27 protein-coding genes are annotated in these 22804 nt (G+C 62.9%); 16 read left to right on the forward strand and 11 right to left on the reverse strand.

The window, feature by feature from the left end:
• Nucleotides 1–10: 10 nt before the first annotated feature.
• From NKH37_RS19445 to NKH37_RS19470, 6 genes are read right to left on the reverse strand one after another with little or no spacing between them, the layout of a single operon-like run.
• A complete protein-coding gene (locus NKH37_RS19445) occupies nt 11–1621 on the reverse strand; it encodes an NTP transferase domain-containing protein (protein WP_352495811.1) in 1611 nt (536 codons plus the stop codon).
• The gene (locus NKH37_RS19450; protein ID WP_352481162.1) at nt 1618–2322 is read right to left on the reverse strand and encodes an XdhC family protein; all 705 of its coding nucleotides are present in this window, start codon (nt 2320–2322) and stop codon (nt 1618–1620) included. The genes NKH37_RS19445 and NKH37_RS19450 overlap by 4 nt, the downstream gene beginning before the upstream one ends.
• A 6-nt stretch (nt 2323–2328) precedes the next feature.
• A complete protein-coding gene (locus NKH37_RS19455; RefSeq protein WP_023717405.1) occupies nt 2329–2667 on the reverse strand; it encodes an XdhC family protein in 339 nt (112 codons plus the stop codon).
• A 25-nt stretch (nt 2668–2692) separates the two neighbouring features.
• Nucleotides 2693–3937 carry a vWA domain-containing protein gene (locus tag NKH37_RS19460; protein WP_352481164.1) on the reverse strand — a complete coding sequence of 415 codons (1245 nt, stop codon included), beginning with the start codon at nt 3935–3937 and terminating at the stop codon, nt 2693–2695.
• Nucleotides 3938–3941: 4 nt separating this feature from the next.
• Nucleotides 3942–4871: an AAA family ATPase gene (locus NKH37_RS19465; protein WP_353005483.1), complete on the reverse strand. Its 930-nt coding sequence runs from the start codon at nt 4869–4871 to the stop codon at nt 3942–3944.
• Nucleotides 4872–4902: 31 nt separating this feature from the next.
• Nucleotides 4903–5397 (reverse strand): flavin reductase, encoded by a 495-nt coding sequence (locus NKH37_RS19470; protein WP_023717402.1) that lies wholly within the window; start codon nt 5395–5397, stop codon nt 4903–4905.
• Between the two features lie 180 nt (nt 5398–5577).
• Here NKH37_RS19470 and NKH37_RS19475 point away from each other — a divergent pair, with 180 nt between their 5' ends.
• Entirely contained in the window at nt 5578–6651 is a 1074-nt protein-coding gene (locus NKH37_RS19475) for a branched-chain amino acid ABC transporter substrate-binding protein (RefSeq protein WP_352495808.1), read from the forward strand.
• A complete protein-coding gene (locus NKH37_RS19480; RefSeq protein ID WP_353005485.1) occupies nt 6651–7670 on the forward strand; it encodes a P1 family peptidase in 1020 nt (339 codons plus the stop codon). Before NKH37_RS19475 ends, NKH37_RS19480 begins: the two co-directional genes overlap by 1 nt.
• Nucleotides 7671–7716: 46 nt before the next feature.
• Here NKH37_RS19480 and NKH37_RS19485 read toward each other — a convergent pair whose 3' ends face one another.
• Nucleotides 7717–7971 (reverse strand): DUF2171 domain-containing protein, encoded by a 255-nt coding sequence (locus tag NKH37_RS19485; RefSeq protein ID WP_254817658.1) that lies wholly within the window; start codon nt 7969–7971, stop codon nt 7717–7719.
• 248 nt (nt 7972–8219) lie between these two features.
• Between NKH37_RS19485 and NKH37_RS19490 the strand changes: the two genes are divergently transcribed.
• The 4 genes from NKH37_RS19490 to NKH37_RS19505 are packed head-to-tail and all read left to right on the forward strand — an operon-like array spanning nt 8220 to nt 11396.
• Nucleotides 8220–8945: a DUF2259 domain-containing protein gene (locus NKH37_RS19490; RefSeq protein WP_353005486.1), complete on the forward strand. Its 726-nt coding sequence runs from the start codon at nt 8220–8222 to the stop codon at nt 8943–8945.
• An 11-nt stretch (nt 8946–8956) separates the two neighbouring features.
• A complete protein-coding gene (locus NKH37_RS19495) occupies nt 8957–9457 on the forward strand; it encodes a hypothetical protein (protein ID WP_031193518.1) in 501 nt (166 codons plus the stop codon).
• Nucleotides 9458–9516: 59 nt separating this feature from the next.
• Nucleotides 9517–10824, forward strand: a complete 1308-nt coding sequence (gene purB, locus NKH37_RS19500) for an adenylosuccinate lyase (protein ID WP_353005487.1) — start codon at nt 9517–9519, stop codon at nt 10822–10824.
• Complete coding sequence (locus tag NKH37_RS19505) at nt 10824–11396, forward strand: RBBP9/YdeN family alpha/beta hydrolase (protein ID WP_023717394.1); 573 nt, start codon at nt 10824–10826, stop codon at nt 11394–11396. Before purB ends, NKH37_RS19505 begins: the two co-directional genes overlap by 1 nt.
• A 1-nt stretch (nt 11397) precedes the next feature.
• On the opposite strand, the gene NKH37_RS19510 is transcribed toward NKH37_RS19505, so the two are convergent.
• Entirely contained in the window at nt 11398–12210 is an 813-nt protein-coding gene (locus tag NKH37_RS19510) for a VOC family protein (RefSeq protein WP_353005488.1), read from the reverse strand.
• Nucleotides 12211–12481: 271 nt separating this feature from the next.
• On the opposite strand from NKH37_RS19510, the gene NKH37_RS19515 reads away from it, so the two are divergent.
• Nucleotides 12482–13030: an RBBP9/YdeN family alpha/beta hydrolase gene (locus NKH37_RS19515; protein ID WP_023717392.1), complete on the forward strand. Its 549-nt coding sequence runs from the start codon at nt 12482–12484 to the stop codon at nt 13028–13030.
• Here NKH37_RS19515 and NKH37_RS19520 read toward each other — a convergent pair.
• Together NKH37_RS19520 and NKH37_RS19525 are read right to left on the reverse strand one after the other, a co-directional pair.
• The gene (locus NKH37_RS19520; RefSeq protein WP_023717391.1) at nt 13027–13800 is read right to left on the reverse strand and encodes an HpcH/HpaI aldolase family protein; all 774 of its coding nucleotides are present in this window, start codon (nt 13798–13800) and stop codon (nt 13027–13029) included. The two genes, NKH37_RS19515 and NKH37_RS19520, sit on opposite strands and share 4 nt — an antisense overlap.
• Before the next feature lie 120 nt (nt 13801–13920).
• Complete coding sequence (locus NKH37_RS19525; RefSeq protein WP_023674726.1) at nt 13921–14241, reverse strand: DUF1476 domain-containing protein; 321 nt, start codon at nt 14239–14241, stop codon at nt 13921–13923.
• Nucleotides 14242–14510: 269 nt separating this feature from the next.
• Between NKH37_RS19525 and purC the strand changes: the two genes are divergently transcribed.
• Genes purC through NKH37_RS19560 form a run of 7 tightly spaced genes read left to right on the forward strand, consistent with a single transcriptional unit; the run spans nt 14511 to nt 18563 of the window.
• Nucleotides 14511–15305, forward strand: a complete 795-nt coding sequence (gene purC / locus NKH37_RS19530; RefSeq protein WP_023674725.1) for a phosphoribosylaminoimidazolesuccinocarboxamide synthase — start codon at nt 14511–14513, stop codon at nt 15303–15305.
• Between the two features lie 40 nt (nt 15306–15345).
• Nucleotides 15346–15588, forward strand: coding sequence for a phosphoribosylformylglycinamidine synthase subunit PurS (gene purS / locus NKH37_RS19535; RefSeq protein WP_023717389.1), 243 nt, complete (start codon nt 15346–15348; stop codon nt 15586–15588).
• Nucleotides 15585–16142: an RNA 2'-phosphotransferase gene (locus tag NKH37_RS19540; protein WP_352481308.1), complete on the forward strand. Its 558-nt coding sequence runs from the start codon at nt 15585–15587 to the stop codon at nt 16140–16142. Before purS ends, NKH37_RS19540 begins: the two co-directional genes overlap by 4 nt.
• Nucleotides 16139–16807 (forward strand): phosphoribosylformylglycinamidine synthase subunit PurQ, encoded by a 669-nt coding sequence (gene purQ / locus NKH37_RS19545; protein WP_352495802.1) that lies wholly within the window; start codon nt 16139–16141, stop codon nt 16805–16807. The genes NKH37_RS19540 and purQ overlap by 4 nt, the downstream gene beginning before the upstream one ends.
• A 31-nt stretch (nt 16808–16838) precedes the next feature.
• Nucleotides 16839–17504, forward strand: a complete 666-nt coding sequence (locus NKH37_RS19550; RefSeq protein WP_023717386.1) for a glutathione S-transferase family protein — start codon at nt 16839–16841, stop codon at nt 17502–17504.
• A gap of 2 nt (nt 17505–17506) precedes the next feature.
• A complete protein-coding gene (locus NKH37_RS19555; protein ID WP_023717385.1) occupies nt 17507–17917 on the forward strand; it encodes a hypothetical protein in 411 nt (136 codons plus the stop codon).
• Nucleotides 17918–17921: 4 nt separating this feature from the next.
• On the forward strand, nt 17922–18563 hold the full coding sequence (locus NKH37_RS19560; protein WP_023717384.1) for a Pr6Pr family membrane protein: 642 nt from the start codon (nt 17922–17924) through the stop codon (nt 18561–18563).
• Nucleotides 18564–18581: 18 nt separating this feature from the next.
• Here the strand turns inward: NKH37_RS19560 and NKH37_RS19565 are convergent, their stop codons facing one another.
• A complete protein-coding gene (locus NKH37_RS19565) occupies nt 18582–18833 on the reverse strand; it encodes a DUF1127 domain-containing protein (RefSeq protein ID WP_023717383.1) in 252 nt (83 codons plus the stop codon).
• 93 nt (nt 18834–18926) lie between these two features.
• Here NKH37_RS19565 and NKH37_RS19570 point away from each other — a divergent pair, with 93 nt between their 5' ends.
• The gene (locus tag NKH37_RS19570) at nt 18927–20339 is read left to right on the forward strand and encodes an aminotransferase-like domain-containing protein (RefSeq protein ID WP_023717382.1); all 1413 of its coding nucleotides are present in this window, start codon (nt 18927–18929) and stop codon (nt 20337–20339) included.
• A gap of 149 nt (nt 20340–20488) precedes the next feature.
• Nucleotides 20489–22729 carry a phosphoribosylformylglycinamidine synthase subunit PurL gene (gene purL, locus NKH37_RS19575; RefSeq protein ID WP_023717381.1) on the forward strand — a complete coding sequence of 747 codons (2241 nt, stop codon included), beginning with the start codon at nt 20489–20491 and terminating at the stop codon, nt 22727–22729.
• Nucleotides 22730–22804 lie beyond the last annotated feature (75 nt).

Here is a 22804-nt window from a genome sequence, read left to right on the forward strand (position 1 = left end):
CTTCGGTTTGTCAATCCTGCAGCACGCCGCCGGCGCTTTCCAGCGCCTCGCGCGTGTCGACATCGACGGCCGCCCCTTCGCCGATCTCGACATCGATGACGTCGAGCCCTTCGGCCTCGACCAGATGACGGGCACCGGTATCGCCTTCGAGGTGAGCGATGGCGGCGAACAGCGAGCGCGGCAGCAGCACCGGGTTGCCGCGCCGGCCATTATGAGAGGCGCGCACCACCGATCGCCCTTCGGACTTGCGGAACGCCTCGATCAGCCTGTCGAGGTCGGCCGAGGCGACGCCCGGCATATCGCCGAGGACGATCAGGGCGCCGGCGGCGTCGCCAGAAACCTTGGCGATGCCTGCCTTCAGCGACGAAGACAGACCCTCGGCGAAATCCGGATTGTCGGCGAAGGTCACATCCATGCCCGACAGTGCGCTGCGCACGCGCTCGCGCTCGTGGCCGGTGACGACGATGGTGGCCGCGGCTTTCGAACCGACCGCGCGTTCGGCGGTGCGGCGGACCAGGGGCTTGCCGTCGAACAGCGCCAAAAGCTTGTTCGGCCCGCTCATGCGGCTGGAGCGGCCGGCCGCCAGAAGCACCGTCTCGACCCTTGGTTCTGCTTTGGCCGGCAGCGGCTCGCGCGGCTGCGGCCGCGTCGGAATTTCCATCAGCAGCCCGCCAACGCCCATGCCGGCAATATCCCTGGCGGTCACGTCGAGACCAGCAATCAGCCGGTCGAGCACCCAGTCGAAGCCGTTCTCCTTGGGGCTACGGGCGCAACCGGGCGCACCGATGATGCGCTTGCCGCCTAGATTGCCGAGCACCAGCAGATTGCCAGGATCGACCGGCATGCCGGCGCGAATGACGGTGCCGCTTGCCCTTTCGATGGCGGCGGGCACGACGTCGCCGAAATCGGCCATCGCCGAGGCGCCGAAGATCACCACCATATCGTTGTCGCGGATCAGCGAGGCGGCAGCCTCGGCGACGGGGCTGACCTCATGCGGGGTTCGACGCTCCGTCGTCAGCCGGCTGCCCGAACGCGCCAGGCGCGCTTCGGTGACGCGCAGCGTCTTGTCGAGCACGCTCGGCTTGATGCCGGGCAGCACCGTCTGGATGAGGCCGACGCGCACCGGCTGATAGGCGTTGACCGCAAAAATCTCGCCCTCGGCGCAGATCCTTGCCACCGCATCGACCAAAGCGAAGGCGACCGCAAACGGAATGATTTTCACCGTCGCAACCATCTGACCTTTTTCGACCGGCGCATGCTGCGCCAGCGTGGCGATGGTAATCGTCGGATCGACGGCATTGATGGCGTCGATCATCGCCGCGTCGACGGTGAATATGCCGGCAGCCTGCGCGTGGAGGTTGACCCTGCCGGTCGCAGCGCGCTTCGCCTCGATGTTGCGATGGATCATATATGCGGCGAGCTTTTCGGCCGCGGCATCCTCGCTGAGATCATCGGGCGCCAACACCGCCGCGACGACCTCGGAAATCCCGGAGGCCTTCAACAGGGACACATCCTCGGCGCTTAGCCTGTGCGCCTTGCGGAAGCGGCGCTCTCCGGCTGTGGTGGCGTGCGCCAGCACTGCCCCTTCGGCCGCATCGATCGGAACGGGACCAAATTTCACGCGACCGCGCCTTTGGATTCGAGGCCGCGAGAGCGAAAGGCGTGGATCGCTTGCGCCAACACCGCGACGGCGATCTCGGCCGGGCTGGCAGCCCCAATGTCGAGGCCGATCGGTGCATGAATGCGGGCGATCTGGTCGGCGGTCGCGCCCAAGGCCAGCAAGCGTTCGACGCGTTTCGCATGGGTCTTGCGACTGCCAAGCGCCCCGACATAGAAGCAGTTGGCGTCGAGCGCCGCCTTCAGCGCGAAATCGTCGATCTTCGGATCATGAGTGAGGGCAGCCAGCGCGGTATAGCCGTCGAGCGGCTGACGCTTCAGGACATCCTCCGGCCATTCGGCATGCAGCGCGATGTCGGGAAAGCGGTCGGACGTGGCAAACGCCGTGCGCGGATCGATGATCTCGACGGGATAGCCGGCGATCCTGGCCATCGGTGCAAGCGCCTGGCTGATGTGGACGGCGCCGATCACCACCAGGCGTGGCTGCGGCAGATGTGCGTTGAGGAAGAAGGCCCGTCCCTCAGCTTCGACCGACCCGGAATTGCCGGTGCGGAATGCCTTGGCGATGGCTGCCCCGAGTTCGCCGGCAACCTGGTCGCCCTCGCGCACGATACGGTCCCGGCCGTCACCAAGATCGGTTACCAAAATCGCCGCGCGGCGGGCACGACGTTCGGCGTTGAGTGTCTTCAGCGCGTAAGGATCCATCGACAATCAGCCCAATCTTTCGACATAGACCTTGATGCGGCCGCCACAGGACAGGCCGACCTGCCACGCAGTCTCATCGGCGACCCCGAACTCCAGCATCTTCGCCTTGCCGCTATCGATGACGTCGATTGCTTCGGTCACCACTGCGCCTTCGACGCAGCCGCCCGAAACGGAGCCATGGAAATTGCCTTCGGTGTCGATGACCAGATGGCTACCGACCGGCCGCGGTGCCGAACCCCAGGTTTCGACCACGGTGGCAATGGCGACGTCCTTGCCGTCCTTCATCCAGCCCTCCGCGATGATCAGCGGGTCGCGGGCTTCATCGAGATAGACACTGTGTTCCATGATTTTCTCCCTGGGAGACATGTGGTTATGCGACGCGCTTCGCGCCAGCCTGGATCCACCGGCGCGGGTCGACCGAACGCACCGAATTCTTGTCCAGCGACGCACAGAGATCGGCGAGCGCGTCGAGATTGTGCACCGAACGGAATTCGTCGACATGCGGCAGCATCGCCCTGACGCCGCGGGCGCGCGCCTCGAAGCCGTCGAAGCGCAGCAGCGGGTTCAGCCAGATCAGCCGCCGGCAGGATTTATGCAGCCGTTCCATTTCCTCCGACAGGCCGGCGACCTCGTCGCGCTCCAGCCCATCGGTGATCAGCAGTACCACCGCGCCTTGCCCCAGCACGCGGCGCGACCAAAAACGGTTGAATTCTGCCAGCGTATCGCCGATGCGCGTGCCGCCCGACCAGTCCTTTACCGCGGCAGAACAGTCGGCGAGTGCGGCATCGGGATCGCGATGCCGCATCTGACGGGTCAGATTGGTAAGCCTGGTGCCGAAGACGAAGGCGTGCACGCGCCGGCGCTTTTCCGTCAGCGCATGCAGGAAATGCAGGAAGATCCGCGTGTACTGGCTCATAGAACCGGAAATGTCGGCAAGCACCACCAGCGGCGGATGGACTTCGCGGGGCGAGCGGAATTTAGGCAGGATCAACTCGCCGCCGGTGCGCGCAGCCGAGCGCATCATGGCGCGCGGATCGATACGGCGGCCATGCGCATCGGCTTTGAAACGCCGCGTCCGAACCATGTCGAAGGGCAGCCGCAACTGGGCGATCGCTATCTTGGCGTCGGCCATCTCGGCGGCGTTCATCTGGGCAAAATCCTTGCCTCTCAGCACCTCGTTGCCGGAGAAGGTGAAGCGCGCGTCGACCTCGATCTCGGGAACTTCCTGCGCCGGCTGGTTCTTCTGGTGACCCTCGAACATCGCCTGGCTGACGCGGTTCTCGGCCGCGCGGGGTTTTTGCTTCCCTTTGTTGTCGGGAGCGATCGGCGAAAAGATCGCCAGCATCTTTTCGATCAGCTCGTGCGACTTCCAGAACAGCCGGAAGGTCTCGTCGAAGGTGGCGTGATCTTCGTGCCTCGAGACCAGCACGGCGTGCAGCGTCCAGTAGAAATCGTCACGCGAGCCGATGCCGGCAGCGAGCACTGCCTCGATGGCGTCTTTGACCGAGGCCGGTCCGACACGCATACCGGCCTTGCGCAAGGTGCGGGAGAAATAGACGACGTTGTCGGCGATCCGCCCGTCCGCCGTTGCCTCTTTGGGTTCCGCACGCGGCATCGCCCTACTCCGCCGCCGACAGCTCGGCCTTGACCTCGTTGAGGATGCGCCGGCCTTCGCCCTCACCGATGCGGGCAATATCGTCCTGGTATTTCAGCAGCACGCCAATCGTGTCGGAAACCGTCTCAGGGTCCAACGCCACCTTGTCGAGTTCGGTCAGCGCGCCGGCCCAGTCGATGGTCTCGGCGACGCCGGGCACCTTGAACAGCTCGATCTGACGCAGCTTCTGGATGAATGAAACGACCTCGGCCGAAAGCCGGCTGTTGGCCTGCGGCACCTTTCGGCGGACGATCTCAAGCTCGCGCTCGGCATTGGGATAATCGACCCAGTGATAAAGGCAGCGCCGCTTCAGCGCGTCGTGGATTTCGCGCGTGCGGTTGGTGGTGATGATGACGATCGGCGGCTCCTCCGCCTTGATGGTGCCGAGTTCGGGCACCGTCACCTGGAAATCGGAAAGGATTTCGAGCAGGAATGCCTCGAAGGCCTCGTCGGTGCGGTCGAGTTCGTCGATCAGGAACACCGGTGCGGCGCCCGCCTTGCCAGTCAGCGCATCGAGCACCGGGCGGCGGATCAGATACTTTTCGGAAAAGACGTTGCGTTCCATGTCGGAGCGGTCGACCTTGCCGGCCGCCTCCTCCATGCGGATTTCGATCATCTGCGCGGCGTAGTTCCACTCGTAGACGGCAGACGAGACATCGAGCCCTTCATAGCATTGCAGGCGGATCAGCCTACGGCCAAGGGCCTCGGCCACCACCTTGGCGATCTCGGTCTTGCCGACGCCGGCCTCACCCTCAAGGAACAGCGGACGCTTCATGCGCAGCGACAAAAACAGCACAGTCGCCAGCGACCGGTCCGCCACATAATCCGCACCGGTCAACAGATCGAGCGTCTCGTCGATGGTCCGCGGCACGGGGCGCGATTTCAGCTCGGTCATTTGATCTCCATGGACGCGGCCATCAAAGCCTCTACAGAGCGTGGTAGCTGCGGTCGTGATAGATCAGCGGCCGCAAATTATCGCCGGTGCGCAGGCCTGTCACCTTGCCAAAAAGCACACGATGAGTGGCCAAATCCTTGGTGTCGATCAGCTCGCAGTCGAAGACGGCAAGCGCGCCCTTCAACGTCGGCGCACCGGTCGAGATGACGTCCCATTCGGCCAATGCGAAACGCTCCTCGACCGGCAGGCCGGTGATGCCGGAAAAGCCGATCGACAGCGGCTCCTGATCCGAAGCCAGCGTGTTCAGGGCAAATTTGCCGTTTTTCACAAACGGCTCGTTCTTGGGATTTTCACGATTGAGGCAGACCAGGATGGTCGGCGGCGTGTCCGACACCGAGCAGGCCGCGATCACCGTCGCGCCACGCTTGCCCGCCGGGCCATCAGTGGTGACCACATGCACATGGCCGGCAAAATGGGCCATAGCGTCGCGGTAGGCCTGCGGCCCGATTTCATTCTTCTTCAGCACCGATGATTTTCCGTTAGTCAGAACCAGCCGTTATATATGACCGCATATTGCATGCCACAAGCGAAGTGCTTGAGCTATATCCCGAATTCGCGTGTTGCGCCAAAGCTGGCCAGCCTTTAGGTCTTGACGGCATTGGCGCCGGCAAAACACGCGACCGGCGCGGAGGAATTCTTCGCTCGCATGCGACCTTGGACAACCACGATAGCGGTGCTGGCCTGGCTCTCGCTCGCCGGTAGTGCGAGTGCCGAGACGCTGCTGATCGGTGTCGCGGCGCCTTTGTCGGGGCCGTCGGCGATCCTCGGCAAGCAGATCGAGGCAGGCGCGACAATGGCGGCTGAAGCGAGTGATACCGAGATCAGGACGATCGATGACGCCTGCACGGCCGCTGGCGGCGTTGCCGCCGCGCGGGAATTCGCCGCGGCCAAGGTCAAGGTCGTCATCGGTTTTCTGTGCACCGACGCAATCGAGGCGGCTCTGCCGATCCTCAAGGATGCCGACATCCCGGTGATCACCGTCGGCGTGCGCACGGAAAGCCTGACCGACCGGCGCGCCAAGACGGGATGGCCGATCTATCGTCTCGGGCCGCGCGGCGACGACGAGCGCAATGCCGTCGCCGCCACCCTCACCCGCCTATGGCAGAACGAGCTGTTCGCTATCGTCGACGATGGCACGATCTATGGCCGCGAAATGGCCGAGACGTTTCGGTCTGCCGCCGAGCAGGCGGCATTGAAGCCAGTGTTCGTCGACACGTTCCGGCCGCAGCTCGACAACCAGATCGGCCTGATCGGCCGACTGAAGAAAGCCGGCGCATCGCATGTCTTTGCCGGTGGTGACGGCGATGATGTCGCCATTATGGGCCGCGACGCCGGCCAGCTCGATACCGGCATGGTGTTTGCCGGCGGTGAAGCGCTGCGCGCGCCGCTCGGCGACGTGCCTTACGCCGTCGGCACGCTAATGATCGCGCCGCCCGAATGGGTTGACGTCGCCGACCCCAAGGTGCTGCAAAGCTTTGTCGCACAAAACATCGTGCCGGATGGTTATACGCTTCCCGCCTATGCCGCGGTCGAGATCGCCCGCGAGGCCTTTGCGGCTTCCGAAACCTCCGGCAAAAGCCTGGCTGACCTGCTTACTGGACATGACTTCACTACGGCGATCGGGCCGATCCGCTTTGACGAGAAAGGCGACCTGACGCAAAATCCTTATCGCGCCTACCGTTTCGACGGCGGCCGTTTCGTGCGGGCGGAGAGCCAATAATGTTCCATACCGGTCCGCGCAATCTCATCACCGACGTTGCCGGCTTGCGGGTTGGCAATGCGGCGAATGCCAAGCTGAAATCCGGTGTGACCACCGTCATCTGCGACGAACCGGCCGTGGCCGGCGTGCAAATCCTGGGCGGTGCGCCGGGCACCCGCGAAACCGACCTGCTCGAGCCGCACAATTCAATCCATGCCATCCACGCCGTGGTGCTTTCGGGCGGTTCGGCCTTTGGCCTCGACGCCGCGTCGGGGGTACAGGCGGCATTGCGCGAAAGAGGCATGGGCGTCGAGGTCGGCGGCTTTCGCGTGCCGATCGTGCCGGCGGCGATCCTGTTCGACCTGCGCAATGGCGGCGACAAGCATTGGGGCCGGTATCCGCCTTACCGCGACCTCGGCTACGAAGCCGCGCAAGCCGCCGCGATAGACTTTGCGCTCGGCACCGCCGGCGCGGGTGCCGGCGCGCTGAGCTCCGGTCTGAAGGGCGGGCTCGGCTCGGCCTCGACAATGCTGGACAGCGGCGTCACCATCGGCGCGCTCGCCGCCGTCAACCCGACCGGCTCGGTGACGGTCGCCGGGACCCGCCATTTCTGGGCGGCACCGTTCGAGATCGGCGACGAGTTCGGCGGCTTAGGCTATCCCCACCCGATGCCTGACGGTGCCAGAAAGATCCTGCTGAAGTTCCGTGACAAGCATGCCGCAGAGCAGGCGGAAACCGGCGCCAACACGACCATCGCCGTGATCGCCACTGATGCGGTCCTCACCAAGGCCGCCGCCAAACGCCTGGCGATATCAGCGCATGACGGCTTTGTCCGTGCCATTTGGCCGACGCACACGCCCGCCGACGGCGATCTGGTCTTCGCGCTGGCAACGGGCAAGAGCGGCATCGAGCTCGGGCCCAACGATGCAATCGATCTCTACGCAGCTGCCGGCGCGACGATGGCGCGCGCCATCAGCCGCGGCGTCTTTGCCGCGACGCCGGCCGAGGGCGATCTCTTCCCGGTCTGGTCGTCGCGCTGAACGCGCCGACGCTCATTCGGTGAGCAGCAGTCAGACTGGACTATGATCAGGTGGGGTCGGATTTTTCTTCCTCGAACGTGACCGCAACATCCGAGTTTGCCGACAGGCGCACCTTCTGGCCCTCGACCTCGGCGACGAGGCTGAGAGGAATGAAGTGGTGATGGCCCCTGTGAGCGCCCTCGCCGCTGTCGCGCTTGGTCAGCTTGATGCGATCCCCGTCGACCTTGTCGACGGTGCCGACATGGACGCCGTCGGCGCCGATCACTTCCATACGTTCGCGGATCTTGGCTGCATCGGTCATGGGGGTCTCCCTTAGGGCGCCGCGCGTCCTTTGGACGCGCAAAGGATGCTCTAAACATTTTGAATCAATGCATCGTGCCCTTCCGAAAATCGATTCTGATTTTCGGAAGGCACGATGCGGTGAAGCTGCCGACAATAACAAACGACAGCCGGATTGGATGCATCGACTTCGTGTTTCAGTTAGCACGATCTTTTGACAGCATCGTGATAGGGAATTTAACGACGTCGACTGCCTGAACGGAAAGCCCCATGCGAAATCTTGCCCTGTTTGCCGTCTGCCTGTTCGCCCAGCTTGCAACTTTGGTCGCCGCCTACGCAGGCGATGTCGCCGAGCTTGAGATCCTCGGCTTCAGCCGTGACGGCGGCATCTTCGCCTTCGAAGAATATGGCGTCCAGGACGGATCGGGATTCCCGTATGCCAACCGCTATTACATCGACACGGCCGACGACAGTTTTCTCAAGGGATCGCCGATCCGAGTCCGGCTCGAAGACGAGAATGCCATGGTGGACGTAGCGCGGCTGCAGGCTCGGCAAAAGGGCGAAGCGATCGTCAGTCAGGCGGAACTCACGGCAAATCGCGGCATCACCGCCGGCTTCAACCCGGTGACCGAGCTTTCTGCCGATCCCTTCCGCATGGTGGTCAATCCGCGCCCGATCTTTTCGCCGGTCGACGATCCGCTCGAGTTCCGGCTCGACCAGATCGGCATGAATGACACCGAACGCTGCCAGAGCCAGGGCGAGATCAACGGCTTTCGCCTGCTGCGCATCGAGGCGAAGGACGGCGGCCAGACGAGGATTATTCACGAGGACAAATCAATCCCGCAAAGCCGCGGCTGTCCGAATGGGTACCAGATCGGCGCGGTCCAGACATTTTCACTGGATAGCCTCAGCGCCTATGCCGTGCTGATCGCGGTGCGCCAATACGGCTTCGAAGGGCCGGACTATCGCTGGATCGCGGTAACCGGTCGCCTGTGACGTTCCCCGCCATGCGCTATCGCGCTCTGCGCCGTCTCCGCCGCTCCTTGCCGCCGCTGCGCACCGCTTTTGTCGGTGCCTTGTTGTGGGCCATGGCGATGGGCGCCAGCGCGCTGCTCAATCTGCAGCTGTACGATTGGGAGACCCCGGCGAAGGTCCGCTTCGTCTCGCTGCTTTATGCTGCCGGCGGCGCGCTGGCCTTCCCGGTTGGGCTGTTTCTGGCGCGACTCGTCTCCCTCGGACGCAACTGGGAGATCGCCCTCGCTGCCGCCTTCGTCTGCCTTCTCACCGTGACTATCGCCTTCACCGGCGGCCTCTTTGGGCTGCAATACCGCTCCTACTATGTCCAATGGCATGCGCCCGCGCTCACCATCACCTGGGTTTTCCAGTTCGTGTTCACGATGTTGACGGCGCTCTACCAGTTCGTCGTCCTCGGCATCCGGCTGTATTTTCCGCTCGGTTTCATTGCGCTGGCTGTCGCCAGTGTCTGGTTTGCGCGCCAGCAACGTTGAGCATTTTGCTTGCCTCTGTTAGGACGCGGGCAAATGCTCTTGCAAGTCAGGACCGACTGATGATCCCTCGCTACTCCCGGCCGGAAATGGTGGCCATCTGGTCGCCCGAAACCCGGTTCCGCATCTGGTTCGAGATCGAGGCCTACGCCTGCGACGCATTGGCCGAGCTCGGCGTCATCCCGAAGGAGGCCGCCAAGACCATTTGGGAGAAAGGCGGGGCGGCGAAATTCGATGTCGAAGCCATCGACGAGATCGAACGCGTCACCAAGCACGACGTCATCGCCTTTCTCACCCATCTTGCCGAATTCGTCGGGCCGGATGCCCGCTTCATCCATCAGGGCATGACATCCTCCGACGTTCTCGACACCTGTTTTGCCGTGCAGCTCACCCGGGCCAGCGACATCCTCCTGGCCGACATTGACGGGCTGCTTGCGGCGCTCAAGCGCCGCGCCTTCGAGCACAAGGACACGATTACCATCGGCCGCAGCCACGGCATCCATGCCGAGCCGACCACTTTCGGCATCAAGCTGGCGCAGGCCTATGCCGAATTCTCGCGTTGCCGCGAGAGGCTGGTGCACGCACGCGAGGACATCGCCACCTGCGCCATCTCGGGTGCGGTCGGCACCTTCGCCAATATCGACCCCTATGTCGAAGAATACGTGGCCAAGAAACTTGGGCTGAAGCCCGAGCCGGTGTCGACGCAGGTGATCCCGCGCGACCGCCATGCGATGTTCTTCGCCACGCTCGGCGTCATCGCCTCGTCGATCGAGCGGCTGGCGATCGAGATGCGCCATCTGCAGCGCACCGAGGTACTGGAGGCGGAGGAGTATTTTTCGCCCGGACAAAAGGGCTCGTCGGCGATGCCGCACAAGCGCAACCCGGTGCTGACCGAGAACCTCACCGGCCTTGCTCGCATGGTGCGCTCCTTCGCGCTGCCGGCAATGGAGAATGTGGCGCTGTGGCACGAGCGCGACATCTCGCACTCGTCGGTCGAGCGCATGATCGGGCCCGACGCGACGGTGACGCTCGATTTCGCGCTGTCACGGCTGACCAGCGTCATCGACAAACTGCTGGTCTACCCCGACAACATGCTGAAGAACATGAACAAGTTCCGCGGCCTCGTGCATTCGCAGCGCGTGCTGCTGGCGCTGACGCAAGCCGGCATTTCGCGTGAGGAAGCCTACCGGCTGGTGCAGCGCAATGCCATGAAGGTGTGGGAGCAAGGCGCTGATTTCCTTGAGGAACTTTTGGCCGACAAGGACGTTGTTGCAGCCCTGCCTGAGGCCGAGATCCGCGAGAAATTCGACTTGGGCTATCATACCAAGCATGTCGACACGATCTTCAGCCGAGTGTTCGGAGAAGCCTGATGATTTCGGCGGCCGGAGATTTCGATTTTCTTGCCCTGCCCGGCCGCGGCAATTCCGGACCGGATCATTGGATGTCGCATTGGTGCAGGGTGCTCCCCAATTCGAGCCGCGTGCTGCAGGCAGAGTGGGACCGGCCGAAGCCTGAAGACTGGATCGGCCAGGTGGATGCTGCGGTGGCCGCCGCACCGCGCCGCATCGTGCTGCTTGCACATTCGCTGGCAGTGGCGACGGCGGTGAAGTGGGCTTCCGGGGCCAGTCAAAGCCAGCTCGACAAGGTCGCGGCGGCGTTCCTGGTCGCCGCGACCAATGTCGAGGATACCGATCCCTCATTCGACGCGGTGCGCCCGTTCGCGCCGATGCCGCTGAAGCGCCTGCCCTTCCCGGCATTGGTGGTGGCGAGCCGCAGCGACCCGCGCGTCACCTTCGACAAGGCGACCGCTTTTGCCGCAGCCTGGGGCGCGGATATCGCCGATGCCGGCGATCTCGGCCATATGGGAAACGAGGCCCGCCTGGGCGTATGGCCAGCGGGCCTGCTGATGCTAGGACGCTTACTCGAGAAGGCTAACCTCTAGCCTACGCCTTACCGGGAACCGTCCTTATCACTGTGCCCCACGGATCCTCGCGGGTAGTGTCGCTCGCGGCATTGTCCGAACGCATCTCGACCCAGGCCAGGCCGGAGCGGGAGGGATCTCGGCGACCGGCACCCGGGCTCTGCCACGCATTTGCGCCAATGTGGTGATGATAGCCGCCGGACGACAGGAACACCGCCGCGCCACCATATTTTGCCACCGTGTCGAAACCGAACTCCTGGTGCCACCATGCTTCGGCTTCTTCCGGCCTGCCGACCCGCAAATGGACGTGGCCGATAATGCTGTTTTCCGGCGCGCCCTGCCAGCCGGTGTCGCCGGCCGGCACTTCGGCAACCACCGAAGGGATGTTCAGCCGCTCCGTCGCCATCGCGATCTTGTCGCCGTTCCATTTCCAGTCCTGCGGACGGCGGTCGGCATAGATCTCGATGCCGTTGCCTTCCGGGTCGGTCAGATAAAGCGCCTCGCTGACCAGATGATCGGACGCGCCCTCGATGCCAATCTTGCCGGCGATGGCGTGATTGATCCAGCGGCCGAGATCGGCCCGGCTGGGCAGCAGGAAGGCGGTGTGGAAAAGACCGGCGCTGCGCGGGTCATCGGGTTTCGCAGCCGGATCCGCTTCGATGTCTAGCAAAGGACGATTGACTGCGCCGAGCGTGATCGTGCCGCCGGCGCGGCTCAGTTCCTGCAGGCCGACGACCTTGCGATAGTAAGCAGCGAGATTTTCTGCATGGCGCGCCCGCAAGCCGACGCGGGCAACGCTGACCGGGGTCGTCGCGGCAAAAGGCAGTTCGCTCATCAAAGTGCTCCGTTCAGGCGGCGCTCGACAAGCTTCCAACAGAGGAACCCGGCGCCATCAATCATTCTACGCCGTGTCCGTGCCAAAATCTCGGAACAGCCATTCTTTCCTGGCGACAGATCGTCGATCGCGATCGTTCACACAAGAGCGCAAGAAGCGAACATGGTGTTCACAATAGCGAGCAGAACCGGGCTCGTGAGAGGCCGTTTGCGTGTCGCTGTTGAGTTTATACCCGGTTGCACCCGACAGCGCCTCTCGCTACATGCGCGCCATGAAAGTCAGGGAAGCAGATATTCTCATCGTGCCGGGCTACACCAATTCCGGCCCCGATCATTGGCAGAGCCGCTGGCAGTCGAAACTATCGACAGCGCGCCGCGTCGAACAGGCGGAATGGTCGAAGCCGGTGCGCGAGGATTGGACGGCCGGTGTCGCCAAGGCGGTTAACGAGGCCGAGCGGCCGGTCGTCATCGTCGCCCATTCGCTTGGCGTCGCCGCGGTCATCCAGGCCTTGTCTCGGTTCGAGCGGCCGGTCGCCGGCGCTTTTTTCGTGGCGCCGCCCGATGTCGCCAATCCAAAGATAAAGCCGAGGCACCTGATGACCTTCGGTCCCTATCCGCGTGACCCGCTGCCGTTTCCGTCGGTGGTGATCGCCAGCCGCAACGACCCGTTCTGCGCCTTCGGCGTCGCCGAGGACATTGCCGCGGCTTGGGGCTCGCTGTTCATCGACGCCGGCGATGCCGGCCATCTCAACGCGGATTCCGGCTTTGGCCCCTGGCCCGAAGGGTCGATGACGTTCGCGAAATTCCTGACGGATCTCTAGGAAGCGATTGAACCCCTGACGCTGCTCAGCAGGGTCTTTGCCCCAAGCGAAATCAGCGAATGCTCGGAACCCATCGCCAGCAGCCGGTAACCCATCGACACCACGCGACCGGCGATGGCCGGTTCCATCACATAGATCGCCGCATGCTTGCCGGCTTTGCGGGTGCGCTCGGCGATCGAGGCGACGGTCTCCATCATGCTCTCCAGCGTCGAACTGACGGTGGTTCCCTTCGACCAGGCGATCGAGAAATCCGACGGGCCGAGGAAGATCCCGTCGATACCCGGCGTGTCGAGAATGCCGTCGAGTGCATCAAGCGCGGCGCGCGTTTCGACCATGGCGAACGCCATGGTGCGCTGGTTACTGTCGCGCAGCCAGTCGGCATAATCGCCCTTGCCATGGCGCGGAAAGGCATAGGTCGGCCCCCAGGAGCGCTCGCCGAGTGGCGGGTATTTCATGGCGGCGGCAAACAGCTTTGCGTCCGCCACCGAATTCACCATCGGGGCGATCACAGCCTCGGCGCCGAAGTCGAGCGCGCGGCTGGCCATGTCGAAGCGGCCGACCGGGATGCGCACCAGCGCCGGCTTGTTGGCCGCCAGCACCGGCACAAGCCCGCGCAGCACGCTGTCCTCGTGATGGCCACCATGCTGCATGTCGAGCGTAACCGCGTCGAACCCTTGTCTGGCCAATATCTCGACAGTCAGGGCATCCGGCACGCCGGACCATGCGGTGAACAGCGTCTCGTCGGCCGCCAGGCGTGACTTCAGGGACATTGGTGATTTCCTCTTTGCTTGCAGCAATTCAGCCGGAAATGACCGCAAAGGCAAAGAAAAACCGCCCGGTTAGGCCGGGCGGTCGATTGGTCCAGCATTCGATCGATGTCGGTGGAAGGATCAGGTGTTCTTGATCTGCTCAATCGCCTGCGCCATCAATTCATCCATGGTGCGGCGGATCTGATGGTCCGACTGATCGATGCCGGCTGCATCGAAATCCTTGCGTATCTTGCGGAAGACGTCGTGATCGCCGGCTTCCTCGATGTCGCTGACGACCACTTCCCTGGCATAAGCGTCGGCATCGGCGCCGGATTTGCCGAGCTTTTCGGCAGCCCACAGGCCGAGCGCTCTATTGCGGCGTGCCGCAGCCTTGAACCGAAGTTCCTCGTCGAATGCGAATTTGCGCTCGAAGCCCTCTTCGCGGTCTTTCATGCTGCTCATGGCATCCCTCCGTGAAATCCGATTCGTTGGGTCAATATGTGTTGCCGGAGCACAAACCAAAAGGGCGCCGGCCGGTCAATATGCTACATTGCCTGCTGCGCTGCGGCATTTCGGTCCCGAAAGCGGTTGATTGAAAGGATTTGCCGATTGAGCAAACAGTGCGATTGGGATAGACACCGGCATTGAACCCCACCGTCGCCATCTTATTTTAGGCAGACGGACAGGAACTGGTCGCTTGCCGCCTGCCCGCAAATCCAGAGAAAAATCAGATGAAAAATCGCCGCCGCATTTATGAAGGCAAGGCCAAGATCCTTTATGAGGGACCGGAGCCTGGCACGCTGATCCAGTTCTTCAAGGACGACGCCACCGCTTTCAACAAGAAGAAGCATGAAATCGTCGATGGCAAAGGCGTGCTCAACAACCGCATTTCCGAGCACATCTTCAACCATCTCAACCGGATGGGCATTCCGACCCACTTCATCCGCCGGCTCAACATGCGCGAGCAGCTGATCAAGGAAGTCGAGATCATCCCGCTCGAAGTGGTGGTGCGCAACGTCGCCGCCGGCTCGCTGGCCAAGCGCCTCGGCATCGAGGAAGGCACCGTGCTGCCGCGCTCGATCATCGAATTCTATTACAAGGCCGATGCGCTCGACGATCCGATGGTATCGGAAGAGCACATCACCGCCTTCGGCTGGGCGAGCCCGCAGGAGATCGACGACGTCATGGCGCTGGCCATTCGCGTCAACGACTTCCTTTCCGGCCTGTTCATGGGCGTCGGGATCCAGCTCGTCGATTTCAAAATCGAATGCGGCCGCCTGTTCGAAGGCGATATGATGCGCATCGTCGTCGCCGACGAGATCTCGCCGGATTCCTGCCGGCTGTGGGACGTGGCGACCCAGGACAAGCTCGACAAGGACCGCTTCCGCCGCGACATGGGCGGGCTCGTCGAAGCCTATCAGGAAGTTGCCCGCCGCCTCGGCATCATGAACGAGAACGAACCGCCGCGCCCTGCCGGACCGGTGCTCGTCGCATCGACCGACGGTGTCAAAGGCAAGCCGCACTGACGGCTTGCCCGCTCAACAGGTGAACAGGAGCATGTCCAGCGTGATCAAGGCCCGCATTACCGTAACCCTCAAGAACGGCGTGCTCGACCCGCAAGGCAAGGCAATCGAGCATGCGCTTTCCGGAATGGGTTTCGGCGGCGTCGGCCAGGTGCGGCAAGGCAAGGTTTTCGATATCGAGCTTGCCGAGGGCGACAAGGCCAAGGCCGAGGCCGATCTGAAAGCTATGTGCGACAAGCTTCTGGCGAATACGGTGATTGAGAATTACGCGGTGGAGATCGGCTGAGCTTGTCGAAAGACATCCAGATATCGAAGTTCATGAGTCTTGTTTTACGCCATGCTCCCCATGAAGCGGGGCTGACTTTGGATGAGAACGGTTGGACTGATTTCAACAAACTTTGCGCGGCGATTCAGGCGAAGTTCGGCACATCCGCCGCCGAGGTTGTTCGGATCATCGACGAGAACCCGAAAAAGCGCTTTGCAATCGACGGTGATCGTGTCCGTGCGGTTCAAGGCCACAGTGTCGAGATTGATCTCGGCCTGTCGCCATCAATTCCTCCAACAGTCTTATATCACGGCACCAAGGAAGAGTTTCTCCCCAGCATCTTACGAGAAGGCTTGATCAGCCAGTCTCGGCAGCACGTTCATTTGTCAAAAGACATTGAAACAGCTGTGATCGTCGCACAGCGCCGCAAGGGGAGAAGTGTTATCCTGCGGATCGACTCGGAAAACATGGCCAAAAACGGCGCCTTATTTTTTCTTTCCGAAAATGGCGTCTGGCTGACCAGCCATGTTTTGCCGCGATATCTGTTCCAACTCAACGAGCATGAATTCTCATGAAATCAGCCGTCGTCCTGCTCCCCGGCCTTAATCGCGACCGTGACATGATCGCGGCGCTGACCAAGATTTCCGGCACGCCGCCGGTCACCGTCTGGCAGACCGACACTGAAATTCCCGATGTCGACCTGATCGCCATTCCCGGCGGCTTTTCCTTTGGCGATTATCTGCGCTGCGGCGCTATTGCCGCGCGCATGCCGGTGATGCGGGCTGTGGCCGAAAAGGCGGCCAAGGGCGTCACGGTCATCGGCGTCTGCAACGGCTTCCAGATCCTGGTCGAGGCCGGCCTGTTGCCGGGTGCATTGATGCGCAACACCTCGCTGAAATTCGTCTGCCGGCAAGTCAAGCTGCAGATCGTCAATGCCAACACGATGTTCACCCGCCGCTATCAGCCGGGCCAGGTCATCCGCGCGCCGGTGGCGCATCATGACGGCAATTATTTTGCTGATGCCGAAACGCTGGCCCGCCTCGAAGGCGAAGGCCAGGTGGTGTTCCGATATGCCGAAGGCACCAATCCCAACGGCTCGATCAACGACATTGCCGGCATTGTCAACGGCCGTGGCAATGTGCTCGGCCTGATGCCGCATCCCGAGAACCTGATTGAAGCGGCGCATGGCGGCAGCGACGGCCGGGCGCTGTTCGAAAGCGCGCTGGGCATCGCCGCTTGATGCATTCAATCTTCCTCCTGGAGCGACGGTCATGAAACTCTATTCGCGACCGCTGTCGCCCTATTCGTCGATCGTGCGGGCGCTGGCCTACATCAAGAACGTGCCGCTCAAGGTCATTGCACCGCCGCCTGGGTTTCCCATTCCCGAGGCATTCCGTGCCATCTCCCCGCTCAATCGGATTCCAGTGCTGATCACCGGCTCGGGCGAAACGATCGTCGAATCCGTGGTCATTGCCGAATATCTGGAGGAGCGCTTTCCCGAGCCAGCGCTGCTGCCCAAGGATTCGAAAGACCGGGCGTTGGTGCGCATGTTCGCCCGCATCACCGACCTTGACGTGCTCGCCCCAACGATGAAGCTGTTCGAGCTCTATTTCGTGCCGCAGCGCAACGAGGCGGACATCAAGGCACAGTTCGCCCGATTGCATCACGGGCTTGCGGCAATCGAGGCCCGCATGGCGCATGGCCCGTTCGCGCTCGGCGACGACATCTCCTTCGCCGATGCGTGGCTGACGCCGACCCGCTTCGTCTTCAACAATTTCAGGGCGACGATCGGCCGCCCCGACCTGCTTGACGCCTATCCGAAATTCGATGCCTATGAGCAAATCGCCTTGCAGCATCCGGCGCTGTCGCGCGTCTGGGGTGAGATGACAGACGGTCTGAAGATCTTTCTGTCCGAACTCGAGATGGGCGCCGCTTGACCATGCGATTGACACTCGCCCGCCTCGCCGTCGCTACTGCCGCCGGGCTTGTACTCGCCTCATGCCAGTCAAGCCCGAAGAGCACGCCGGCGCCGGCGGGCAAGAGCGCGTCACTGCTTGCCATGGAGCAGGTGGCAATAGCTGCCCACAAATGCTGGATCGCCAGCAAGGACCCTGCCTTCAAATCCTATCAGATGGCCAACGAGCTGAATTCGTTCAGCGGCACGCCGCGCTTCCTGCTGGTGCCGGCCAAACATTATGGCGGAAAGCCGTTGCTGGTCGTGCAGGCGCAAGGCAATTCGAGCCGCGTCGACGTGTTCGGCCCATTGATGGCGGAACCGCTCGGCGGCCGCATCGGCTCGGACATTGCCCGCTGGCAGGCCGGCAATCCGGCCTGTGGCGCTGCTGCCTAGCCCAATGGGTCGCTTGCTGCAGATCACCGGTCTGGTCGTCGGCCTGGCCGGGCTCGTCCTGCAGCTCTGCATCACCGTCCCGGCATCAATGGAAGCCGGCCGCGGCTTTGTCGGCTCGCTGGTCTTCTATTTCAGCTTCTTCACCATCCTGACCAACATCGGCGCGGTGCTCGTCCATGCCTCGTTGCTGTCGTCGACGGGTTATGCCTGGTTTCCGGCCTTTGCCGGGCCACGGATAGGGGCGGGCGTAGCCGTCGCCATAAGCCTGGTCCTCATTATCTACGCCACGGTCCTGGCGCAGCTTTGGCAGCCGCAAGGGCTGTTCCTGCTCTGCGACGTGCTCCTGCACTATGTGACGCCGGTGGTGTTCGTGCTGTGGTGGCTTGTGGCGGGCGCCGACGGCTCGACGCGATGGCGTGACATCTCGTGGTGGATGATCTATCCGATCGCCTATCTGGCCTACGCGCTGCTGCGGGCGCCGATCGTCGGCGAAGTACCCTATCCATTCCTCGACGTCTCCAAACACGGGGCGGCCAGCGTCGCCGTCTCGGCTCTGGCCATCACCGGGCTTTTTCTGGTTCTGTGTATCGTGGCCGTGCTTGTGGACCACGGCGTATCGAGGCTCAGGGCGGCGGGCGTCCGCTAAAGTGCGGTGCCTCAACCCTCAGTCCCAGAACGGCCTGAGGCCCTCACGATGGGCATCACAACGCGTAATGCCTATGTCCTTGAGCTGGTCGTCGGTCATCTCGAGCAGGACCAGCCGGCTGCGCCGACGATCCATTAGCCTGCCAATCCATCTCGCGAAGGATCCGAGCGTACGCACCAGCCGACTAACATAGGTTGGCCGGCCTAACGGAGGCGCCACCTGCATCTGCAATTCAGCCCTAACGGGGCGGATTGTCTCTATTGTAGCCATTTTCTTTCTGCCAAAACTTCGGATTGTACCCTTCTCGCCGCCGATCTGATATGTATTGACTCACATCCTGGTGCAATGTAAAAAATTGTCACCATGACAACTTGGCTTCCAGATCTTACCGCGGGTACCGGCCCGCTCTATCAGCGGCTTGCCGATTCCATCGAGACGGACATCGACCGCGGCCTGATCGGTGCAGGGGCAAAGCTGCCGCCGCAGCGCGATCTGGCATACGACATCGGCACGACCGTCGGCACCGTCGGCAGGGCCTATCAATTGCTGCGCGAGCGGGGATTGGTCAGCGGCGAGGTGGGCCGCGGAACCTATGTTCTCGCTCAGCAGTCGGAAAGCGCAAAGCCGGATTTCCTGGAGCCGGTCGAACAAGGCACGCGCTATATGGATGCGCCCGGCGACAAGATGCGCTTCGATAGCACCGCCGCACCGGATGTCGGCCAGGGTGCCATCGTCGCCGATGTGTTGACACGCACGGCGCAAGACCATCCGCATGAGATTTCAAGCTACACGCGTGATTTCCCGGACCGCTGGTTCGAGGCCGGCAGGCGCTGGCTGTCGCGCAATTCCTATCGCCCGGCGGCGGATGCCATTGTCCCCACGCTCGGCACCCACGCCGCGGTGATGGCAACAATTGCGGGGCTCACCGCCCCCGGCGACTATGTCGTCTTCGAGCACCTCACCTATTCGCAGATCTCCCGCAGCGCCGGCCTGATCGGTCGCCGGACCGCACTGGTGGCGGCTGACGACGAGGGCATCGATCCCCAGGATTTCGAGCGCGTCTGCGCACAAAAGCACCCGAAGATGATGTTTTTGATGCCGACGGCCAAGAACCCGACGCTGACAACGCTGTCGGCATCGCGCCGCGAGGCAATCGCGCATGTCGCCCGTCAATATAACGTCGTCTTGATCGAGGACGATCTCTATGGCGGACTGACCGACGACCCGACGCCTTTACTGGCCGAATATGCTCCCGAACGGACCATCGTTGCCGGCGGCCTGTCGAAATCGGTCGCGGCGGGTGTTCGCGGCGGTTGGCTCGCTTGCCCGCCGGCCTATCGTCACCGCATCCGGGTTGCCCATAAGATGATGACGGGCGGCCTGCCCTTTCTGCTGGCGGAGGTGGGCAGCCGGCTGGTGTTGTCCGGTCAGGCCGCCGAGATGCGCAAGCGCAGCATTGCCGAGATCGGTGCGCGCATCGCGATCGTGCGCGAGACACTCGACGGCTTCGACTTCAAGGCGCTGGATAATGTGCCGTTCGTCTGGCTCACTTTGCCGGACCCATGGCTTTCCGGCACTTTCAAACAGGCTTGCCTCGAACATGGCGTGCTCATCGACGACGAGGACGAGTTCAAGGCGGGGCGTTCCGAACAGGCCTTTCACGGCGTGCGGTTTGGCATCTCGCAGCCGCGACAGCGGGACGATATTGCGCACGGCGTCGCTGTGATCCGGCGGCTTCTGGACGAAGGCCGCGCCGGCTACGACAGCTTTTCCTGAACCGGCTTGAAACCGGCGGGTCGAGTGGCGATCTTCCGCTACTTGCGGCAAGCTGTTGCTTTCCGTCGTTTTAGTCATCCGACGGGGTGTATCGGCTGCAAAGCTTGCGATAAGACGGGACTCGATCCCAAGGACACAAATTGCCGATCATGACCATTTCCAATTCCGTGCCGATCACTCCGGAACTCATTGCCGCGCACGGGCTGAAGCCCGACGAGTACCAACGCATCCTCGACCTGGTCGGGCGCGAGCCGAGCTTTACCGAACTCGGTATTTTTTCCGCGATGTGGAACGAGCATTGTTCCTACAAATCCTCGAAAAAATGGCTGCGTACGCTGCCGACCACCGGGCCGCAAGTCATCCAGGGCCCGGGCGAGAATGCCGGCGTGGTCGACATCGGCGACGGCGACTGCGTCGTCTTCAAGATGGAGAGCCATAACCATCCCTCATATATCGAGCCTTATCAGGGAGCGGCGACCGGCGTCGGCGGCATCCTGCGCGATGTCTTCACCATGGGCGCGCGGCCGATCGCGGCGATGAACGCGCTGCGCTTCGGTGCGCCGGATCATCCCAAAACCAGGCACCTCGTTGCCGGCGTCGTTTCCGGCGTCGGTGGCTATGGCAATTCCTTCGGCGTGCCGACGGTCGGCGGCGAGGTCAATTTCGACGCCCGCTACAATGGCAATATCCTGGTCAATGCGTTTGCCGCGGGCCTCGCGAAGACGGACGCAATCTTTTTGTCCGAGGCCAAGGGCGTCGGCCTGCCGGTCGTCTATCTCGGCGCCAAGACCGGTCGCGACGGCGTCGGCGGCGCCACCATGGCCTCGGCCGAATTCGACGACAAGATCGACGAGAAGCGGCCCACGGTCCAGGTTGGCGATCCCTTCACCGAAAAATGCCTGCTCGAAGCCTGCCTCGAACTGATGGCGTCCGGCGCCGTTATTGCCATCCAGGACATGGGTGCCGCTGGTCTCACCTGCTCGGCGGTCGAAATGGGCGCCAAGGGCGACCTCGGCATTGAGCTCGATCTCGACAAGGTGCCGGTGCGTGAAGAGCGCATGAGCGCTTATGAGATGATGCTTTCGGAGAGCCAGGAGCGCATGCTGATGGTGCTGCGCCCCGAAAAGGAAAAACAGGCCGAGGCGATCTTCCACAAATGGGGCCTCGACTTTGCCATCGTCGGCAAGACCACCGACGATCTGCGCTTCCGCGTGCTGCACCAGGGCGACGAGGTCGCCAACCTGCCGATCAAGGATCTCGGCGACCAGGCGCCGGAATATGACCGTCCCTGGGTCGAGCCGAAGAAGCCGGCGCCATTGGGCGCCGGCGATGCACCGCAAACCGATGTGGCCGAGGCTTTGCTGAAGCTGCTTGGCGGGCCGGACCTGTCCTCGCGCCGCTGGGTGTGGGAGCAGTACGACACGCTGATCCAAGGCAATTCGTTGCAGCTTCCCGGCGGCGATGCCGGCGTCGTGCGGATCGACGGTCATCCGACCAAGGCGCTCGCCTTCTCCTCCGACGTGACGCCGCGCTATTGCGAGGCCGACCCCTACGAGGGAGGCAAGCAGGCGGTGGCCGAATGCTGGCGCAATCTTACCGCCACCGGTGCCTTGCCGCTCGCGGCCACCGACAACCTTAATTTCGGCAATCCGGAACGGCCGGAGATCATGGGTCAGTTGGTCGGCGCGGTGAAAGGTATTGGCGATGCCTGCAGGGCGCTGGGCTTCCCGATCGTCTCCGGCAACGTCTCGCTCTACAATGAGACCAACGGCCAAGGCATACTGCCGACACCAACCATCGGCGGCGTCGGGCTGATTGCCGATTGGTCGAAAATGGTGCGGATCGGCTTTGCCGCCGAAGGCCAGATGATCGTGCTGGTCGGCGCACCGACCATGTGGGGCACGCATCTTGGCCAATCGGTCTATATGCGCGACATCCATGGCCGTGCCGACGGCCCGCCGCCGCCCGTCGATCTCGATCACGAAAAGCGCGTCGGTGACCATGTGCGGGCGCTGATTGCGTCGGGCGTCGTTACCGCGGCGCATGACGTTTCCGATGGCGGCATCGCGGTGGCGTTGGCCGAGATGGCGATGGCCTCCGGCATCGGCGCGACCATCCCCGGCCTGATCGGCACCGATCCGATCCCGGTCTGGTTCGGCGAGGATCAGGGCCGCTATCTGCTGACGCTGTCGATCGACCCGCAGAGCGAGGCGTGGGATGCCATTCGCGAACAGCAAAGCAAGCTCGGCATTTTTGCACCGTGGATCGGCTCGACCGGCGGCAGCGAACTGAAGCTGGGCGAGGCACGTGCGATACCGGTCAGTGAATTGACCGCTGCCCACGAATCCTGGTTCCCTCGCTTCATGGCAAATGAGGTCGTGGACCCGTGATGTGATCGAGTGGAGCCGTTTCACTGTGGTTCATCCGCCGTTTCGACCATATCTATGAGTTCACGACCTGAACAA

The organism is Mesorhizobium sp. M1217 (genome assembly GCF_040318275.1).
In the GTDB taxonomy this organism is placed as follows: Bacteria; Pseudomonadota; Alphaproteobacteria; order Rhizobiales; family Rhizobiaceae; genus Mesorhizobium.

What these genes read in the sequence shown, in the direction of transcription:
- purQ (WP_352495802.1), top strand. Translation starts at nt 16,139, where the DNA reads ATGAAATCAGCCGTCGTCCTGCTCCCCGGCCTTAATCGCGACCGTGAC.
- NKH37_RS19465 (WP_353005483.1), bottom strand. Translation starts at nt 4,871, where the DNA reads ATGACCGAGCTGAAATCGCGCCCCGTGCCGCGGACCATCGACGAGACG.
- NKH37_RS19510 (WP_353005488.1), bottom strand. Translation starts at nt 12,210, where the DNA reads ATGAGCGAACTGCCTTTTGCCGCGACGACCCCGGTCAGCGTTGCCCGC.
- NKH37_RS19490 (WP_353005486.1), top strand. Translation starts at nt 8,220, where the DNA reads ATGCGAAATCTTGCCCTGTTTGCCGTCTGCCTGTTCGCCCAGCTTGCA.
- NKH37_RS19525 (WP_023674726.1), bottom strand. Translation starts at nt 14,241, where the DNA reads ATGAGCAGCATGAAAGACCGCGAAGAGGGCTTCGAGCGCAAATTCGCA.
- NKH37_RS19450 (WP_352481162.1), bottom strand. Translation starts at nt 2,322, where the DNA reads ATGGATCCTTACGCGCTGAAGACACTCAACGCCGAACGTCGTGCCCGC.
- purL (WP_023717381.1), top strand. Translation starts at nt 20,489, where the DNA reads ATGACCATTTCCAATTCCGTGCCGATCACTCCGGAACTCATTGCCGCG.
- NKH37_RS19455 (WP_023717405.1), bottom strand. Translation starts at nt 2,667, where the DNA reads ATGGAACACAGTGTCTATCTCGATGAAGCCCGCGACCCGCTGATCATC.
- NKH37_RS19460 (WP_352481164.1), bottom strand. Translation starts at nt 3,937, where the DNA reads ATGCCGCGTGCGGAACCCAAAGAGGCAACGGCGGACGGGCGGATCGCC.
- NKH37_RS19550 (WP_023717386.1), top strand. Translation starts at nt 16,839, where the DNA reads ATGAAACTCTATTCGCGACCGCTGTCGCCCTATTCGTCGATCGTGCGG.
- NKH37_RS19495 (WP_031193518.1), top strand. Translation starts at nt 8,957, where the DNA reads ATGCGCTATCGCGCTCTGCGCCGTCTCCGCCGCTCCTTGCCGCCGCTG.
- NKH37_RS19475 (WP_352495808.1), top strand. Translation starts at nt 5,578, where the DNA reads ATGCGACCTTGGACAACCACGATAGCGGTGCTGGCCTGGCTCTCGCTC.
- NKH37_RS19485 (WP_254817658.1), bottom strand. Translation starts at nt 7,971, where the DNA reads ATGACCGATGCAGCCAAGATCCGCGAACGTATGGAAGTGATCGGCGCC.
- NKH37_RS19520 (WP_023717391.1), bottom strand. Translation starts at nt 13,800, where the DNA reads ATGTCCCTGAAGTCACGCCTGGCGGCCGACGAGACGCTGTTCACCGCA.
- NKH37_RS19565 (WP_023717383.1), bottom strand. Translation starts at nt 18,833, where the DNA reads ATGGCTACAATAGAGACAATCCGCCCCGTTAGGGCTGAATTGCAGATG.
- NKH37_RS19480 (WP_353005485.1), top strand. Translation starts at nt 6,651, where the DNA reads ATGTTCCATACCGGTCCGCGCAATCTCATCACCGACGTTGCCGGCTTG.
- purC (WP_023674725.1), top strand. Translation starts at nt 14,511, where the DNA reads ATGAAAAATCGCCGCCGCATTTATGAAGGCAAGGCCAAGATCCTTTAT.
- NKH37_RS19505 (WP_023717394.1), top strand. Translation starts at nt 10,824, where the DNA reads ATGATTTCGGCGGCCGGAGATTTCGATTTTCTTGCCCTGCCCGGCCGC.
- NKH37_RS19570 (WP_023717382.1), top strand. Translation starts at nt 18,927, where the DNA reads ATGACAACTTGGCTTCCAGATCTTACCGCGGGTACCGGCCCGCTCTAT.
- NKH37_RS19555 (WP_023717385.1), top strand. Translation starts at nt 17,507, where the DNA reads ATGCGATTGACACTCGCCCGCCTCGCCGTCGCTACTGCCGCCGGGCTT.
- NKH37_RS19560 (WP_023717384.1), top strand. Translation starts at nt 17,922, where the DNA reads ATGGGTCGCTTGCTGCAGATCACCGGTCTGGTCGTCGGCCTGGCCGGG.
- NKH37_RS19515 (WP_023717392.1), top strand. Translation starts at nt 12,482, where the DNA reads ATGAAAGTCAGGGAAGCAGATATTCTCATCGTGCCGGGCTACACCAAT.
- purB (WP_353005487.1), top strand. Translation starts at nt 9,517, where the DNA reads ATGATCCCTCGCTACTCCCGGCCGGAAATGGTGGCCATCTGGTCGCCC.